Source organism: Paraburkholderia gardini, assembly GCF_907164575.1.
Taxonomy (GTDB): Bacteria; Pseudomonadota; Gammaproteobacteria; order Burkholderiales; family Burkholderiaceae; genus Paraburkholderia; species Paraburkholderia gardini.
In genome coordinates, this window is sequence record NZ_CAJQYY010000003.1 from 203,567 (window position 1) to 218,639 (window position 15,073).

Below are 15,073 nucleotides of genomic sequence, written 5' to 3' on the forward strand. Positions count from 1 at the left end.
GCTGCAAATGCGGCGGGTGACACGCAAGGCGCGTGTTTTACGGCACAATCGACGGCCTGATTTCAGCCGTACTCACCATGAAGCTGCTGCTCATCGAAGACAATCCGACGCTCGCGCACTGGCTCGCGAAGATGCTCGAGCAGGAGTCGTTCGCGCTCGACGCCGTTCAGGACGGCGACGCCGCCGACCAGCTCCTGCGCACGAATCACTACGACGTCGTGCTGCTCGACCTGAACCTGCCGAAGCTGTCGGGCAAGAATGTGCTGCGCCGCCTGCGCCAGCGCGGCGACGTGACGCCCGTGGTGATCCTGACCGCGAGCGGGTCGATCGACGAGAAAGTGGAACTGCTCGGCGCCGGCGCCGACGACTACCTCGTCAAGCCATTCGAAGTACGCGAACTGGTCGCGCGGATCAAGGTGCTGATCCGTCGGCAAACGCCCTCGAAAGCAACCGAAGTGATCTGCGGCGACCTCACATTCGATATCGACACGCGCCAGTTCACGCTGCGGGGCGCGCCGCTCAACGTGACGCCGCGCGAGCGCACGGTGCTCGAAACGCTGATCCTGCGGCTCGGCAAGACAGTGTCCAAACCGGCGCTGGTCGATGCGATCTTCACGCTCTCCGACGAGCCGAGCGAGGACGCCGTCGAGATCTATATCTCGCGGCTGCGCAAGAAGCTCGACGGCAGTTCGGCGGCGATCGTCACGCTGCGCGGGCTCGGCTACCTGCTGCGCAAGAAAGAAGATGACCAATAGCCTGCGCATGCGCCTGCTGTGGTGGCTGCTCGTGCCGCTCGCGCTGTACGTGTTCGTCACCGGCAAGGCGGAGTTCGACAACGCGCGGCACACGGCCGATCTGGTGCAGGACAACCAGCTGGTGTCGTCGGCGCGGATGATCGCGGGTGAAGTGGAATGGGTCGATGGCTTTCTGCGCGTCGACGTGCCGCCGGCGGCGCTCGAAGTGTTCGTCTCGCCGTATCACGATCAGGTGTTCTATCGCGTGACCGTCGAAGACGGCCAGCTGCTCGCCGGTACGCCTGATTTTCCGGGCAACCCGTCGCCGGTTGCGTCGGGAAATCCGACGTTCTACGACGCCAGCCGTGACGGCGACGCCGTGCGCGCCGTCGCTTTCGTCCGGCAAATGTACGACAACGGCGCGACGCGGCGCGTGCTGGTGTCGGTCGGCAAGACCGTGCGCTCGCGCGACGCGATGGCGCAGCAACTGTGGCAACCGCAACTCGTGCGGCAGATCGAGATGATCGTGCTGGCGGTGGCGCTCGTGTGCATCGGCCTCACGTTCGAGCTGCGGCCGCTGATGAAGGTGAAGGACGACGTCACCGACCGCGATCCGATGCAGCTCGCGCCGATTCGCGTCGAACGGCTCCATACGGAACTGCGGCCGATCGTCGACGCCATCAATCAATGCATCGCGCGCCTCGGCGTGCAGGTGGCCGCGCAACGGCGCTTCATCGCGGATGCCGCGCATCAGCTGCGCACCCCGCTCACGTTGCTTGGAACCCAGCTGCAGTTCGCGCGCCAGCACGGCGGCATCGAGCCCGGGCTCGCCGAAGCGCTCGCGGCGATGCACCGGAGCAACCGCTCGATGGTAGGCCTCACCAACAAGCTGCTACTGCTCGCGCAGGCCGAGGCGGCCGACTACACGCGGCTCGCGAGCGAACCCGCCGACCTGGCCGCGATTGCGAAAGACGTGGCCGAAGACCTGGCGCTCCTTGCGCAGGCGCGGGAAATCGACCTGGGGGCCGAACTCGATGGACCGGCGCCGGTGACCGGCCATCCGGGATTGCTGGCGGCGCTGGTCGCGAACCTCGCTGAAAACGCGATCCGCTATACGCAGGCAGGCGGCCATGTGACGGTGGCCGTGCGCACCGAAGGCGCGACGGTCACGCTGATGGTATCGGACGACGGACCTGGCATTGCACCCGAAGCGCGCAGCCGGGTGTTCGAGCCGTTCTACCGTGCCTCGGCCGATACCGAAGGCACCGGCCTTGGCCTTGCGATTGTCCGCGAGATCGTGCAGGCGCACCGCGGCGAGATCACGCTCGAACCCGGCGCGGGTGGCCGCGGCGTGACCGCGACCGTGACGCTGGCCGCCGCGCACAGCCCGGCGCCACCCGGGGCATGACCCCGGACGCCGCGTGCGGGCTCAGTTCGACGGCACGGTATCGATGAACGACTGGCGCAGCGACAGCTTCTGGAAGTGCCGGTCGAGATCGGGGTACGTGTCGCGCCAGTTCAGCTCGGGCATGCGGAAATCCAGATAGCCGAGCGCACAGCCCACCGCGATGTCCGCGAGCGTGTAGTGATTGCCGGTACACCAGGTCTTGCTGCCGAGCCCGCGCGACATCGCCGCCAGACCGTCGTCGATCTTGTGCCGCTGCCGCGCAATCCAGGCTTCGCTGCGATGCTCTTGCGCGCGCTGCGTGCTTTCGAGACGGATCAGCACGACGGCGTCGAGCATGCCGTCCGCCAGCGCCTCCCAGCAACGCACCTCGATCCGCTCGCGACCCGACTGCGGAATCAGCTTGCCGACCGGCGACAGCGTATCGACGTACTCGCAGATCACGCGCGAATCGAAGACCGCTTCGCCGTCGTCCATCACGAGACACGGCACCTTGCCGAGCGGGTTGAAGGTGTGAATCGTGGTTTCCGGCACCCAGACGTTCTCGAGCACCAGCTGATAGTCGATCTTCTTTTCGGCGAGCACGATCCGCGCCTTGCGGACAAACGGACTGCCGAACGAACCAATGAGTTTCATGACACTGCCCTGTTTGGAATCCGGCGGAAGTATAACGTCGGTTTGCGTCGATCCCGGCGCCGCCCGGCGTCTTGTGATGCGCGCCGCACAGCGCTGTGGACGGATTGCAACATTGCGCCTCCGGCGCGCCGGAGGCGAGCTGGCCGGATGGCTAACGCAGTGCCCGCGTGCCGGCCTCCCCGGGCATTGGGCGCTACAATCGCACGATGAACCTGCTGACCGAACCCCAGATTGCCGTCGACGTCTACCGCAAGCGCCGCGAACGCGTGCTCGCCACGCTGCGCGCGAACGGCGGGGGCGTCGCCATCGTGCCCACGGCGCCCGAGGCGCTACGCAACCGTGACGCCGACTATCCGTACCGGCACGACAGCTATTTCTATTATCTGACAGGTTTCACGGAGCCCGAAGCGCTGCTCGTGCTGGACGCGAGCGCCGGGCCGGATGCACCCGCGTCGATCCTCTTCTGTCGCGCGAAGAACGTCGAGCGCGAAACATGGGAGGGCTTTCGCTTCGGGCCCGAAGGCGCACGCGAGGCGTTTGGGTTCGATGCGGCTTTCGCCTTCGACGAAATCGACGCGCAACTGCCGCGTGTGATCGCGAACAAGCCCGCGCTGCATTACGCGCTCGGCGCTTCGGCGACGCTCGACGGCCAGGTGCGCGGCTGGCTCGAAGCCGTGCGCGCCCAGGGCCGCAGCGGCGTGAGCGCGCCCGCGGCGATTCACGACCTGCTGCCCGTGCTCGACGAAATGCGTCTCTTCAAGGATGCGCACGAGCTCGCGATCATGCGTCGTGCCGGCCAGATTTCGGCCGAAGCCCACCGCCGGGCGATGGCCGCCTGCCGGCCTGGCGTGCGCGAGTACGAACTCGAAGCGGAGCTGCTCTACACGTTCCGCAAGCACGGTGCGCAGGCGCCGGCGTATGGCTCGATCGTCGCGGCAGGCGCGAACGCGTGCGTGCTGCACTACCCCGCCGGCAACGCGATCGCGCAGGAAAACGACCTGATCCTGATCGATGCCGCGTGCGAACTCGACGGCTATGCGTCCGACATCACACGCACGTTTCCCGCCAGCGGAAAATTCACGCCGGCTCAGCGCGAGCTGTACGACATCGTGCTCGCCGCACAGCAGGCGGCAATCGACGCCACACGCCCAGGCGCGACGTTCGACGCGCCGCACCAGGCGGCCTTGCGCGTGCTGTCGCAAGGCCTGCTGGATACGGGCATCCTCGACCGCGGGCTCTTTGCCAGCGTCGACGAAGTCATCGCCGGGCGCGCCTACGCGCCGTTCTACATGCACCGCACCGGTCACTGGATCGGCATGGACGTGCACGATTGCGGCGACTACCGGGAACGCGGCGCACCGCCGGACGAAACCGGCGCGCTGCCGTGGCGCATCCTGCAGCCGTCGATGACGCTGACGATCGAACCGGGTCTCTACATCCGCGCGTCGGACGCGGTGCCCGAGCGCTACTGGAACATCGGCATCCGCATTGAAGACGACGCGGTCGTCACCGAAACGGGCTGTGAACTGCTGACACGCGACGTGCCGGTCAAGGCGGACGAGATCGAGGCGCTGATGCAGGCCGCGCAGGTCGGCGCGGCCGAGGACAGGAACGCAAGGAAGCGGCACTAAATGAATGAAGTAGCGCAACCGTCGACGCAACCGGCAACGGAATCGCCGTTCGATTTCGACATCACCATCGTGGGCGCGGGCCCGGTCGGCCTCGCGCTGGCGGGCTGGCTCTCGCGGCGCAGCGCGACACGCGCGCTTTCCGTCGCGCTGATCGACGCACGCGAGCCCGGCGATGCCGTGTCCGACCCGCGCGCGATCGCGGTGTCGCAAGGCAGCCGGATGATCCTCGAGCCGCTGCGCTGGCCCGGCGACGCCACGGCGATCCAGCGGATTCACGTGTCGCAGCGCGGTCACTTCGGTCGCGCGGTCATCGATCACACTGAGCATGACCTGCCCGCGCTCGGCTATGTGCTGCGCTATGGCTCGATCGTGCATGCGCTCGCTGACACCGTGCGCGAAACGCCCGTGCACTGGCTGCGTTCCACGTCCGCGCTGCCGTCCACGCAGGAGCACGACGGCGTCACGTTGCCGCTGGAAAGCGCGCACGTGAAACACACGGTGCGCACGCGGATTCTCGTCAACGCGGAAGGCGGCCTCTATCACGAGCAGAAAAGCGGTAACGGCACCTCGCGCGACTACGGGCAAACAGCGCTGGTCGGCACAGTCACGGTGTCGGCGCCGCAGCCGCACGTCGCGTGGGAACGCTTCACCCCGGGCGGCCCGATTGCGTTGCTGCCGATGGGCGGCGTGCGCGGCGCGGATTACGCGCTCGTCTGGTGCTGCTCGCCGGATGAAGCCGCCCGCCTCGCGCAACTCGACGACGCCGCACTCCTGCAGGCGCTCGGCGCGGCGTTTGGCGACCGCATGGGCGCCTTCACGCAGATCAAGGGCCGCGCGTCGTTCCCGCTCGGCCTGAATGCCGTCGATACGCTCGTCAAGGGCCGCGTCGTCGCAATCGGCAACGCCGCGCAGACACTGCATCCGGTCGCAGGACAAGGCCTGAATCTGGGCTTGCGCGATGCACACGCGCTTGTCGACGCGCTCGCGCAGCACGGCGCCACGCCGCTGGCGCTGGCCGCGTTCGCGGCGCGCCGCGCGCTGGACCGACGTCTGACGATCGGCGCCACCGACACGCTCGCGCGCCTCTTCACCGTCGACTTCCCGCCGCTCGCCACGCTACGCGGGCTCGCGCTCACCGCGCTTGAATTCCTGCCGCCGGTCAAGACCGCCCTCGCGCGGCAAATGATGTTCGGCCAGCGCCGCTGAGTGCCGGCGCGGCCCGCGCGCCCGGTGGGCCGCGGGCGCGGCACCGGTCGATGGCGAAGGCGCTTTCATAAAAGATTTAATGGCTTACGTCTGAGGCAAGTCGTCTGTCAGGAACCCGTTAACGGTAAAATAGCCGTTTTCCTACGTACTTCGTCATCGCGCGGATCGGCCCCGATCGCGCGGGAACGCTTCGGTCATGCCCATTCTCGGCTCGCACAATCTGCGCAATAACCTGTTCGTCGCCCCGATGGCCGGCGTGACGGACCGGCCGTTTCGCCAGCTGTGCAAACGGCTGGGCGCGGGCTATGCCGTCTCGGAGATGGTGGCGTCGAACGCGCAGTTGTGGAAAAGCGAGAAAACCCTGCGCCGCGCGAACCACGCGGGCGAAGTCGAGCCGATCGCCGTGCAGATCGCCGGCGCCGATCCGGCGATGATGGCCGAAGCGGCGCGCTACAACGTGGCGAACGGCGCGCAGATCATCGACATCAACATGGGCTGTCCGGCCAAGAAGGTGTGCAACGTCGCCGCCGGCTCCGCGCTGCTGCAAAACGAACCGCTGGTGCAGCAGATCGTCGAGGCCGTCGTGGGCGCGGTGGGCACCGGCCCCGATGCGGTGCCGGTCACGCTGAAAATCCGCACGGGCTGGAACCGCGACAACCGGAATGCGCTCAACATCGCGCGGCTCGCCGAAAACGCGGGCATCTCGATGCTGACGGTACACGGCCGCACGCGCGCCGACCTGTATCACGGCGACGCCGAATACGAGACCATCGCCGCCGTGAAAGGCGCGGTGCGTATTCCGGTGGTGGCGAACGGCGACATCGCCACGCCGCAAAAGGCGCGCGACGTGCTGGCCATCACAGGTGCCGATGCCATCATGATCGGCCGCGCGGCACAGGGTCGCCCGTGGCTCTTCCGTGAGATCGAACATTTCCTGCAGACGGGCGAACTGCTGCCGCCCCCGCGTATCGACGAGATCCAGCAGGTGATGAACGAACACCTGGAAGATCACTACGCGTTCTATGGCGAATTCACCGGGGTGCGCACTGCACGCAAGCATATCGGCTGGTACACTCGCGGCCTTTCTGGCGCCAATGTGTTCCGGCACCGTATGAATACGCTGGACACCACGCGCGAACAACTGCTCGCCGTCAACGAATTTTTCGACGCGCAGAAGGCGGTTTCCGACCGCCTGATCTACGTCGAGGACACCGTCGGCGAGCCGGACAATAACGACCGACTGGCAGCATGAGCAGACACAACATCGAACGATGCGTCCGCGACAGCCTGGACATGTACTTCCAGGATCTCGACGGCTCGAACCCGCACGATATTTACGACATGGTCGTGTCGTGCGTAGAAAAACCGATGCTCGAGGTGGTGCTCGAGCAGGCGGGCGGCAACCAGTCGCTGGCCGCCGAGTATCTCGGCATCAACCGCAATACGCTGCGCAAGAAGCTGCAACAGCACGGTTTGCTGTAGCGGGTTTGTCATAACTTCACGCGCCCCGTCACGTCTCTCCCCGGCTTTCTCATCATGATCAAGCAAGCGCTCATCTCCGTTTCCGACAAGACCGGCATCGTCGATTTCGCCAGATCGCTGTCGGACCTCGGCATCAGGATCCTGTCGACCGGCGGCACCGCGAAACTGCTCGCGGACGCGGGTCTCCCGGTGACCGAAGTTGCCGATTACACCGGCTTTCCTGAAATGCTCGACGGCCGCGTGAAAACGCTGCATCCGAAGGTTCACGGCGGCATTCTCGCGCGCCGCGACCTGCCGGAACACATGGCAGCGCTTGAGAAACACGACATCCCGACAATCGACCTGCTCGTCGTGAACCTGTACCCGTTCGTGCAGACCGTGTCGAAGGCCGAGTGCTCGCTGGAAGACGCGATCGAAAACATCGACATCGGCGGCCCGACAATGCTGCGCTCGGCCGCCAAGAACCATCGCGACGTGACGGTCGTGGTCGATCCGGCGGATTACGCGGTGGTGCTCGACGAAATGCGCGCCAACGCGAATTCGGTCGGCTACAAGACGAACTTTCGTCTGGCCACCAAGGTGTTCGCGCACACCGCGCAGTACGACGGCGCGATCACAAACTACCTGACGAGCCTGACCGAAGCGCTGCAGCATTCGTCGCGCAACACGTATCCGGCCACGTTCAACCTCGCGTTCGACAAGGTCCAGGATCTGCGCTACGGCGAGAACCCGCACCAGAGCGCTGCGTTCTACCGCGACCTCGCGGTGCCGGCAGGCGCACTCGCGAACTACAACCAGCTGCAGGGCAAGGAGCTGTCCTACAACAACATCGCGGACAGCGACGCGGCGTGGGAATGCGTGAAGACGTTCGACGTGCCGGCATGCGTGATCATCAAGCACGCGAACCCTTGCGGCGTGGCGATCGGCGCGGACGCGAACGAAGCGTACGCGAAGGCGTTCCAGACGGATCCGACCTCCGCGTTCGGCGGCATCATCGCGTTTAACCGCGAAGTCGACGAAGCGACGGCGCAGGCCGTGGCGAAGCAGTTCGTCGAAGTGCTGATCGCGCCGGCGTTCAGCGCGGCCGCACGCCAGGTATTCGCGGCAAAGCAGAACGTGCGCCTGCTCGAAATCGCCCTCGGCGACGGTCACAACGCGTTCGACCTGAAGCGCGTGGGCGGCGGTCTGCTCGTGCAATCGCTCGATTCGCGCAACGTGCAGCCGCACGAACTGCGCGTCGTCACGAAGCGCCACCCGACGCCGAAGGAAATGGACGACCTGCTCTTCGCATGGCGCGTCGCGAAGTACGTGAAGTCGAACGCGATCGTATTCTGCGGCAACGGCATGACGCTTGGTGTCGGCGCGGGCCAGATGAGCCGCGTGGATTCGGCGCGCATCGCGAGCATCAAGGCGCAGAACGCCGGACTGACACTGACCGGCTCGGCCGTGGCGTCCGATGCGTTCTTCCCGTTCCGCGATGGCCTCGACGTGGTCGTCGCCGCGGGCGCGACATGCGTGATCCAGCCGGGCGGCTCGATGCGCGACGACGAAGTGGTCGCCGCCGCAGACGAACACAACATCGCGATGGTGCTGACGGGCGTGCGTCACTTCCGTCATTGATTCAGGCTGATTTGCCGGAATCAACGGAACTGCCGGATGCGGCGGATGCTCCGGACATGACGGCCTGACCCGGAACGGCTCGACAGTTTTCCTGTCGGGCCGTTTTCTTTTGACCACACGCGATGCCGCCTTCGCCGGCACCCTGCACTTTCACATGTCCACCCTCGCGACATTTATTGCCACGCCGCCCACGCCACTGCCCGCTGTGCCGCCCGTTCGTTGTAGTATCGCAGGCACTTATTCCGCATCGCACCTCATGAGAATTCTCGGCATCGACCCTGGTTTGCGCGTCACCGGCTTTGGCGTGATCGACCAGACCGGTCATCAGCTGACCTACGTCGCGAGCGGCGTCATCAAGACGGCCGATGCCGATCTGCCATCGCGGCTCGGCACGATCTTCGACGGTATCTCGACGCTCATCCGTCAGCACACTCCCGATCAGTCCGCGATCGAAAAAGTGTTCGTCAACGTCAACCCGCAATCGACGCTGCTGCTGGGCCAGGCGCGTGGCGCGGCTATCTGCGGGCTCGTGGCGGGCGGCGTGCCGGTCTCCGAATACACCGCGCTGCAACTGAAGCAGGCGATAGTCGGCTACGGACGCGCCACCAAGGAGCAGATGCAGCAGATGGTCGCCCGCCTGCTGAACCTCTCCGGCGTGCCGGGCACCGACGCCGCCGATGCGCTCGGCATGGCGATCTGCCACGCGCACGGCGGCAGCACGCTGAGCACGCTCGGCGGCCTCGCGCCTTCGCTGGCGAAGAAGGGGCTACGCGTGCGGCGTGGACGGCTCGTCGGTTGAAGCGAAGCCACCGCTCTGTGCGTTCACCGACAGCGCAGGCGCGCCGCGATCGATCCACATTCGCACCGTTTCACCCGGGCCTTCACCGTAGCCATCCTGCCACCCGACACGCTGCGCTACACTCGCGCTTTACTTCACCATCGAACTCACCATGATCGGTCGCATTGCCGGCGTCCTGCTGGAAAAGAATCCGCCGCATCTGCTCGTCGACTGCAACGGCGTCGGCTACGAAGTCGACGTACCGATGAGCACGTTCTATAACCTGCCGGCAACCGGCGAGCGTGTGGTTCTTCTCACGCAGATGATTGTGCGGGAAGACGCGCAGCTGCTGTACGGCTTCGGCACCGCCCAGGAACGCACGACGTTCCGCGAGCTGCTGAAGATCAGCGGCATCGGCGCACGGATGGCGCTCGCGGTGCTCTCCGGCATGAGCGTTCACGAACTCGGCCAGACCGTCACGTTGCAGGACGCCGCGCGCCTCACACGCGTTCCTGGCATCGGCAAGAAAACGGCCGAACGCCTGCTGCTGGAACTAAAAGGCAAGCTGGGCGCCGATCTGGGTGCGATGGCGGGCGCGGCCTCGGCATCCGGTCACGCCAGCGATATCCTGAACGCACTGCTCGCATTGGGTTACTCCGAAAAAGAAGGATTGGCGGCCATCAAGAACGTGCCGGCCGGCGCCAGCGTTTCCGACGGCATCAAGCTTGCGCTGAAAGCATTGTCGAAGGGCTGACGCGGGTTGCGGACACACGTGCAGCGCGACGACGGTTAAAGCTTCGCACGTCGCCTCGCGCTGCGCACCCTGGCCGTTCGGCCAGCTTTCGCGGCGGGCATCGCGCGGTACAATGTCCGCATGATCGAAATCGACAAACTCGCCGCCGAACGCGTCATCGCCGCCACGCCTACGTCGCCGAACGAAGAGGCGTTCGAGCGCGCGTTGCGCCCGCGCCAGCTCGACGAGTACGTCGGACAGGAAAAGGTGCGCGGCCAGCTCGAGATCTTTATTGAGGCGGCCAGGCGCCGCTCCGAATCGCTCGACCACGTGCTGCTGTTCGGGCCGCCGGGTCTCGGCAAGACCACGCTCGCGCACATCATCGCGCGCGAAATGGGGGTCAATCTGCGGCAAACGTCCGGGCCCGTGCTCGAACGCGCAGGCGACCTCGCGGCGCTGCTGACCAATCTCGAAGCGAACGATGTGCTTTTCATCGACGAAATCCACCGGCTCTCGCCGGTCGTCGAGGAAATCCTGTATCCGGCGCTGGAGGATTACCAGATCGACATCATGATCGGCGAAGGTCCGGCCGCGCGTAGCGTGAAGCTCGATCTCCAGCCGTTCACGCTGGTTGGCGCCACAACGCGTGCCGGCATGCTGACGAATCCGTTGCGCGACCGTTTCGGTATCGTCGCGCGGCTGGAGTTCTACACCGCTGAAGAGCTTGCGCGCATTGTCGGCCGGTCTGCATCGCTGCTGGGTGCGCAGATTCATCCGGATGGCGCGTTCGAAATCGCCAAACGCGCACGCGGCACGCCGCGGATCGCGAACCGTTTGCTGCGTCGCGTGCGCGATTTCGCGGAAGTGAAGGCGGACGGCAACATCACCGCGAAAGTCGCCGACGCGGCGCTTGCCATGCTCGATGTCGATCCGGTCGGCTTCGATCTGATGGACCGCAAGCTGCTCGAAGCGATCCTGCACAAGTTCGACGGCGGCCCGGTGGGCGTCGACAACCTGGCTGCCGCGATCGGCGAAGAGCGCGATACGATCGAAGACGTGCTCGAACCGTACCTGATCCAGCAGGGCTTCCTGCAACGCACGCCGCGCGGCCGCGTGGCGACGTTGCTGACGTACCGGCACTTCGGCCTGTCCGCGCCGGAATCGTCGAACCCGGTGCGCGATCTTTGGGATGCGGGCGGCGCGTCCTGATCCTCAGGGCGCGCGAACGGTGTCCCGGGCAGGAGTATTCCGCCGATGTCAGATCAAGCCAGCCAGCCGAACGATCGCGCCAGTTTCGCCGCGCTGGTGGCAAAACGTGTCCGCACCAGGCTCGCTGCCGGCGTCACCCATCTGACAAGCGGCAGCGGCCCGTCGCTCGATTATTCGTCACCGCCCGGAGATCCAGGGCTGTTTGGCCCTGATGCCATCTGCTGGAAAGTCCACGCCGACTTCACGTCGATGATGGCGGGCGGCATTAGCGCGTTGTTGCTGCAGGCGCTGCATCCACTGGCGCTGGCCGGCGTATGGGACCACTCGTCGTTTCGCACCGACATTCTCGGCCGCCTGCGCCGCACCGCGACGTTTATCGCCGGCACGACTTATGGCAATCAACGTGATGCGCTCGCACTGATCGAGCGCGTGAAGCGGATCCATCTCGGCGTGACCGGCACCGCGCCGGATGGCCGCCCGTATCGCGCAAGCGATCCCGCGCTGTTGACGTGGGTGCATGTCGCGGAAGTATCGAGCTTCCTCACCGCTCACCTGTACTACGTGAACCCGGCGTTGCCGGGCGAGGCGCAGGACCAGTATCTTGCCGAGACGGCGCGCATCGCCAAAATGCTTGGTGCTGCGGGCGTTCCCCGTTCGCGGGCTGAAATCGACGCGTACCTGATCGCGATGCAGCCCGAACTGGAGGCCAGTTCGCGTACCCGTGAGGTCGTAAGAATCCTGATGAACGCGCGGCCGCCGGGCGCGATGATGCGGCCGGCAGGAGCCCTGATACTCAACGCGGGCGTCGACCTGTTGCCGCCATGGGCGAAGGCCATGCTCGGGTTCGACACGTTCGCCGGCGTGCGACGCGCGCTGGTGCAACCGGGCGTGAAACTGGTCGCGCCGGTGATGCGCTGGGCACTGGTGAATGGCGTATCGAAGCGTGCACGCCGGCGCGTGGCGACGCCGCACGGATAAACCTGATCAAGAGCAGGAGCGCGTCGTTACGCGTCGGCAGGCGGTGAGCGCAAGTCCAGTGCGGCACCTCGCACCCGAACGCGCGCTACAGCACCTTTCGGAAGCCGTCGTCATCGCTACGTCCGCCGAGATGTTCGACGTCGGCCCACGATACGACCGTCGCGACACCGCCGTCGAAATTCACGACGTTCACGCTCGTGTTGAGTAGCGCATAGTTACGCGGTGCATCCAGCGGCAGGGTGTTCGCAAACCGGTACACGCAGTCGAGCACGCCGCCGTGCGCCACGCACGCGATCCGGCCGTCCGGGTGCGCCGCGACAAGCGGTTCGATCGCGTGCACGACGCGGTGATAAAACATGCGCATCGATTCGCCAGCCGGCGGCGTGAAGCCGGGATCGCGGGTTTGCCAGTGCGCGTATTCGTCCGGAAAACGCACGGCGATCTCATCGCTGTCGTGTCCCTGAAACGCGCCAAACGAGCGCTCGCGCAAGCCGTCACGCAGTTCGATCCGCATGCCGAGCGCATCCGCGACGGGCTGCGCAGTTTGTTGCGCTCGCATCAGATCGCTCGAATAGATCGCGTCCAGCAGCGCGCCCTGCTCCGCCTCGCGTGCAAGCCGCTCCGCCAGCTTCCGCGCCTGTTCGATACCGCGCGTTGCAAGCGGAATGTCGGTGTGCCCCTGGATGCGCTTGATGCGGTTCCAGTCGGTCTCGCCGTGCCGGATGAAGAGAACCTGCGTGGTCATCGGATATGCGCCTCGGTCGGATGCGGAAGGGCCATTGTCGCAAAAAGCGGCAATGCAAGACGCCGCGCTGAGTCTTCAGGGACGCGTCTGGAGCCAGAACGTGACCGGGCCGTCGTTGACGAGCGATACCTGCATGTCGGCGCCGAACTCGCCGGTCTCGACGACCGGATGTCTGGCACGCGCGGCAGCGACGAAGTAGTCGAACAGACGCCGGCCTTCGTCAGGCGGCGCGGCGGGCGTGAAGCCCGGACGCAGGCCGCTGCTGGTATCGGCGGCGAGCGTGAACTGCGACACGAGCAGCAGGCCGCCCGCGCCACCCGCTCCGTCGATGTTCTGCACGGACAGGTTCATCTTGCCCGCGGCATCGCTGAACACGCGGTAGCCGAGCAGCTTCGCGAGCAGCTTGTCCGCGACGGCATCGGTATCGCCGCGTTCCGCACAGACGAGCGCCAGCAGACCCGCCCCGATCTCCCCCGTCACGCGATCGCCCACGCGCACGTCAGCGCGCCGCACGCGTTGAATCAGCGCGATCACGCCGGATTCCCCGGTACGACGATCAGCGCAAAGCCGGCCACGACCCGCAAACGCGTGAAGACCATCAGGCCGTCAACGTCACGCGGGCGAAGCGGCGCTTGCCGACCTGCACGACGTACTCGCCCGCCTCGATCTTGAGACCCTTGTCGGACACCGTCGCGCCGTCGATCTTCACGCCGCCCTGCTCGATGTTGCGCAGCGCCTCGCTCGTCGAGGGCACGAGACCCGCCTGCTTCAGCAACTGCCCGATCGCGAGCGGCGCCCCGGCGAGCGTGACCGAGGGAATATCGTCGGGCACACCGCCCTTCGCGCGATGATTGAAGTCTTCGAGCGCGCGTTCGGCATCGGCCGGCGAGTGAAAGCGTGCGACGATTTCCTGCGCGAGCATCACCTTGAAATCACGCGGGTTACGGCCGCCTTCGATCTCGCGCCTGAAGCCCGCGATTTCGTCCATCGGGCGGAACGACAGCAGTTCGAAGTAACGCCACATCAGCACATCGGAGATGCTCATGAGCTTGCCGAACATATCGGCCGGTTTTTCGCTGATGCCGACGTAGTTATGCTTCGACTTCGACATCTTCTCGACACCGTCGAGACCTTCGAGCAGCGGCATCGTCAGGATGCACTGCTGTTCCTGGCCGTACTGCTTCTGCAGTTCGCGGCCGACGAGCAGGTTGAACTTCTGGTCCGTGCCGCCCAGTTCGAGGTCGGCGTTCAGCGCGACCGAATCGTAACCCTGCATCAGCGGATACAGTAATTCGTGGATCGAGATCGGCACACCGCCCTGGAAGCGCTTCGTGAAATCCTCGCGCTCCAGAATACGCGCGACCGTGTAGCGCGACGCGAGCTTGATCATGCCGTCGGCGCCAAGCGGCATCGACCATTCGCTGTTGTAGCGGATTTCGGTCTTCTCACGGTCGAGTACGAGCGCGGCCTGATCGAAATACGTCTTCGCGTTCGATTCGATCTGTTCGCGTGTGAGCGGCGGACGCGTTGCGTTGCGCCCCGACGGATCGCCGATCAGCGACGTGAAATCGCCGATCAGGAAAATCACCGTATGCCCCAGATCCTGCAACTGACGCATCTTGTTCAGCACGACGGTATGGCCGATGTGGATGTCGGGCGCGGTCGGATCGAGGCCCAGCTTGATGCGCAGCGGCGTGCCGGTGGCCGCGCTCCTGGCGAGCTTTTGCGCGAACTCGTCTTCGATCAGCAGTTCGTCGACGCCGCGTTTGGTGACGGCGAGCGCGTGACGAACCTCGTCGGTGATCGGGAAAGCGGGGGTGGGCTTTGAAGTGGACTCGGAGCTCATGCTGGAACGTGACGTCGAAAAAGGAGATTGTCCCATAGTTGGCGCGGGCGGCCGGCGCCGGGACGGACAC

At 65.7% G+C, this 15,073-nt stretch carries 15 protein-coding genes; 11 read left to right on the forward strand and 4 right to left on the reverse strand.

Going from position 1 to position 15,073, the window contains the following annotated elements; translation table 11 throughout:
- The first annotated feature begins 77 nt into the window (after window positions 1–77).
- Entirely contained in the window at window positions 78–755 is a 678-nt protein-coding gene (locus tag LPA34_RS03850) for a response regulator (protein ID WP_228975319.1), read from the forward strand.
- A complete protein-coding gene (locus LPA34_RS03855; protein WP_228975115.1) occupies window positions 745–2,142 on the forward strand; it encodes a sensor histidine kinase in 1,398 nt (465 codons plus the stop codon). Before LPA34_RS03850 ends, LPA34_RS03855 begins: the two co-directional genes overlap by 11 nt.
- A 21-nt stretch (window positions 2,143–2,163) precedes the next feature.
- On the opposite strand, the gene LPA34_RS03860 is transcribed toward LPA34_RS03855, so the two are convergent.
- The gene (locus LPA34_RS03860) at window positions 2,164–2,775 is read right to left on the reverse strand and encodes a glutathione S-transferase C-terminal domain-containing protein (protein ID WP_228975116.1); all 612 of its coding nucleotides are present in this window, start codon (window positions 2,773–2,775) and stop codon (window positions 2,164–2,166) included.
- Between the two features lie 206 nt (window positions 2,776–2,981).
- On the opposite strand from LPA34_RS03860, the gene LPA34_RS03865 reads away from it, so the two are divergent.
- From LPA34_RS03865 to LPA34_RS03905, 9 genes are all read left to right on the forward strand, one after another.
- Window positions 2,982–4,406, forward strand: coding sequence for an aminopeptidase P N-terminal domain-containing protein (locus LPA34_RS03865; RefSeq protein ID WP_228975320.1), 1,425 nt, complete (start codon window positions 2,982–2,984; stop codon window positions 4,404–4,406).
- Window positions 4,407–5,612: a UbiH/UbiF/VisC/COQ6 family ubiquinone biosynthesis hydroxylase gene (locus LPA34_RS03870; protein ID WP_228975122.1), complete on the forward strand. Its 1,206-nt coding sequence runs from the start codon at window positions 4,407–4,409 to the stop codon at window positions 5,610–5,612. It abuts the gene before it with no gap.
- A 196-nt stretch (window positions 5,613–5,808) separates the two neighbouring features.
- Window positions 5,809–6,864: a tRNA dihydrouridine synthase DusB gene (gene dusB / locus LPA34_RS03875; RefSeq protein WP_228975123.1), complete on the forward strand. Its 1,056-nt coding sequence runs from the start codon at window positions 5,809–5,811 to the stop codon at window positions 6,862–6,864.
- Entirely contained in the window at window positions 6,861–7,094 is a 234-nt protein-coding gene (locus LPA34_RS03880) for a Fis family transcriptional regulator (protein WP_090532649.1), read from the forward strand. Before dusB ends, LPA34_RS03880 begins: the two co-directional genes overlap by 4 nt.
- A gap of 54 nt (window positions 7,095–7,148) precedes the next feature.
- Window positions 7,149–8,714 (forward strand): bifunctional phosphoribosylaminoimidazolecarboxamide formyltransferase/IMP cyclohydrolase, encoded by a 1,566-nt coding sequence (purH, locus tag LPA34_RS03885; protein WP_228975124.1) that lies wholly within the window; start codon window positions 7,149–7,151, stop codon window positions 8,712–8,714.
- Window positions 8,715–8,970: 256 nt separating this feature from the next.
- Window positions 8,971–9,513, forward strand: a complete 543-nt coding sequence (gene ruvC / locus LPA34_RS03890) for a crossover junction endodeoxyribonuclease RuvC (RefSeq protein WP_228975128.1) — start codon at window positions 8,971–8,973, stop codon at window positions 9,511–9,513.
- A gap of 151 nt (window positions 9,514–9,664) precedes the next feature.
- Entirely contained in the window at window positions 9,665–10,246 is a 582-nt protein-coding gene (gene ruvA / locus LPA34_RS03895; protein ID WP_228975132.1) for a Holliday junction branch migration protein RuvA, read from the forward strand.
- A 120-nt stretch (window positions 10,247–10,366) separates the two neighbouring features.
- Entirely contained in the window at window positions 10,367–11,434 is a 1,068-nt protein-coding gene (ruvB, locus tag LPA34_RS03900; RefSeq protein WP_228975134.1) for a Holliday junction branch migration DNA helicase RuvB, read from the forward strand.
- Window positions 11,435–11,479: 45 nt separating this feature from the next.
- Entirely contained in the window at window positions 11,480–12,412 is a 933-nt protein-coding gene (locus LPA34_RS03905) for an oxygenase MpaB family protein (RefSeq protein WP_228975136.1), read from the forward strand.
- Window positions 12,413–12,497: 85 nt separating this feature from the next.
- On the opposite strand, the gene LPA34_RS03910 is transcribed toward LPA34_RS03905, so the two are convergent.
- The 3 genes from LPA34_RS03910 to tyrS all read right to left on the reverse strand — a co-directional run bounded on the left by LPA34_RS03910 (window position 12,498) and on the right by tyrS (window position 15,003).
- Window positions 12,498–13,157, reverse strand: coding sequence for a histidine phosphatase family protein (locus LPA34_RS03910; protein WP_228975138.1), 660 nt, complete (start codon window positions 13,155–13,157; stop codon window positions 12,498–12,500).
- A 75-nt stretch (window positions 13,158–13,232) separates the two neighbouring features.
- Window positions 13,233–13,691: a D-aminoacyl-tRNA deacylase gene (dtd, locus tag LPA34_RS03915; protein WP_228975142.1), complete on the reverse strand. Its 459-nt coding sequence runs from the start codon at window positions 13,689–13,691 to the stop codon at window positions 13,233–13,235.
- Between the two features lie 64 nt (window positions 13,692–13,755).
- Window positions 13,756–15,003, reverse strand: coding sequence for a tyrosine--tRNA ligase (tyrS, locus tag LPA34_RS03920; RefSeq protein WP_228975144.1), 1,248 nt, complete (start codon window positions 15,001–15,003; stop codon window positions 13,756–13,758).
- Between the last annotated feature and the right edge of the window lie 70 nt (window positions 15,004–15,073).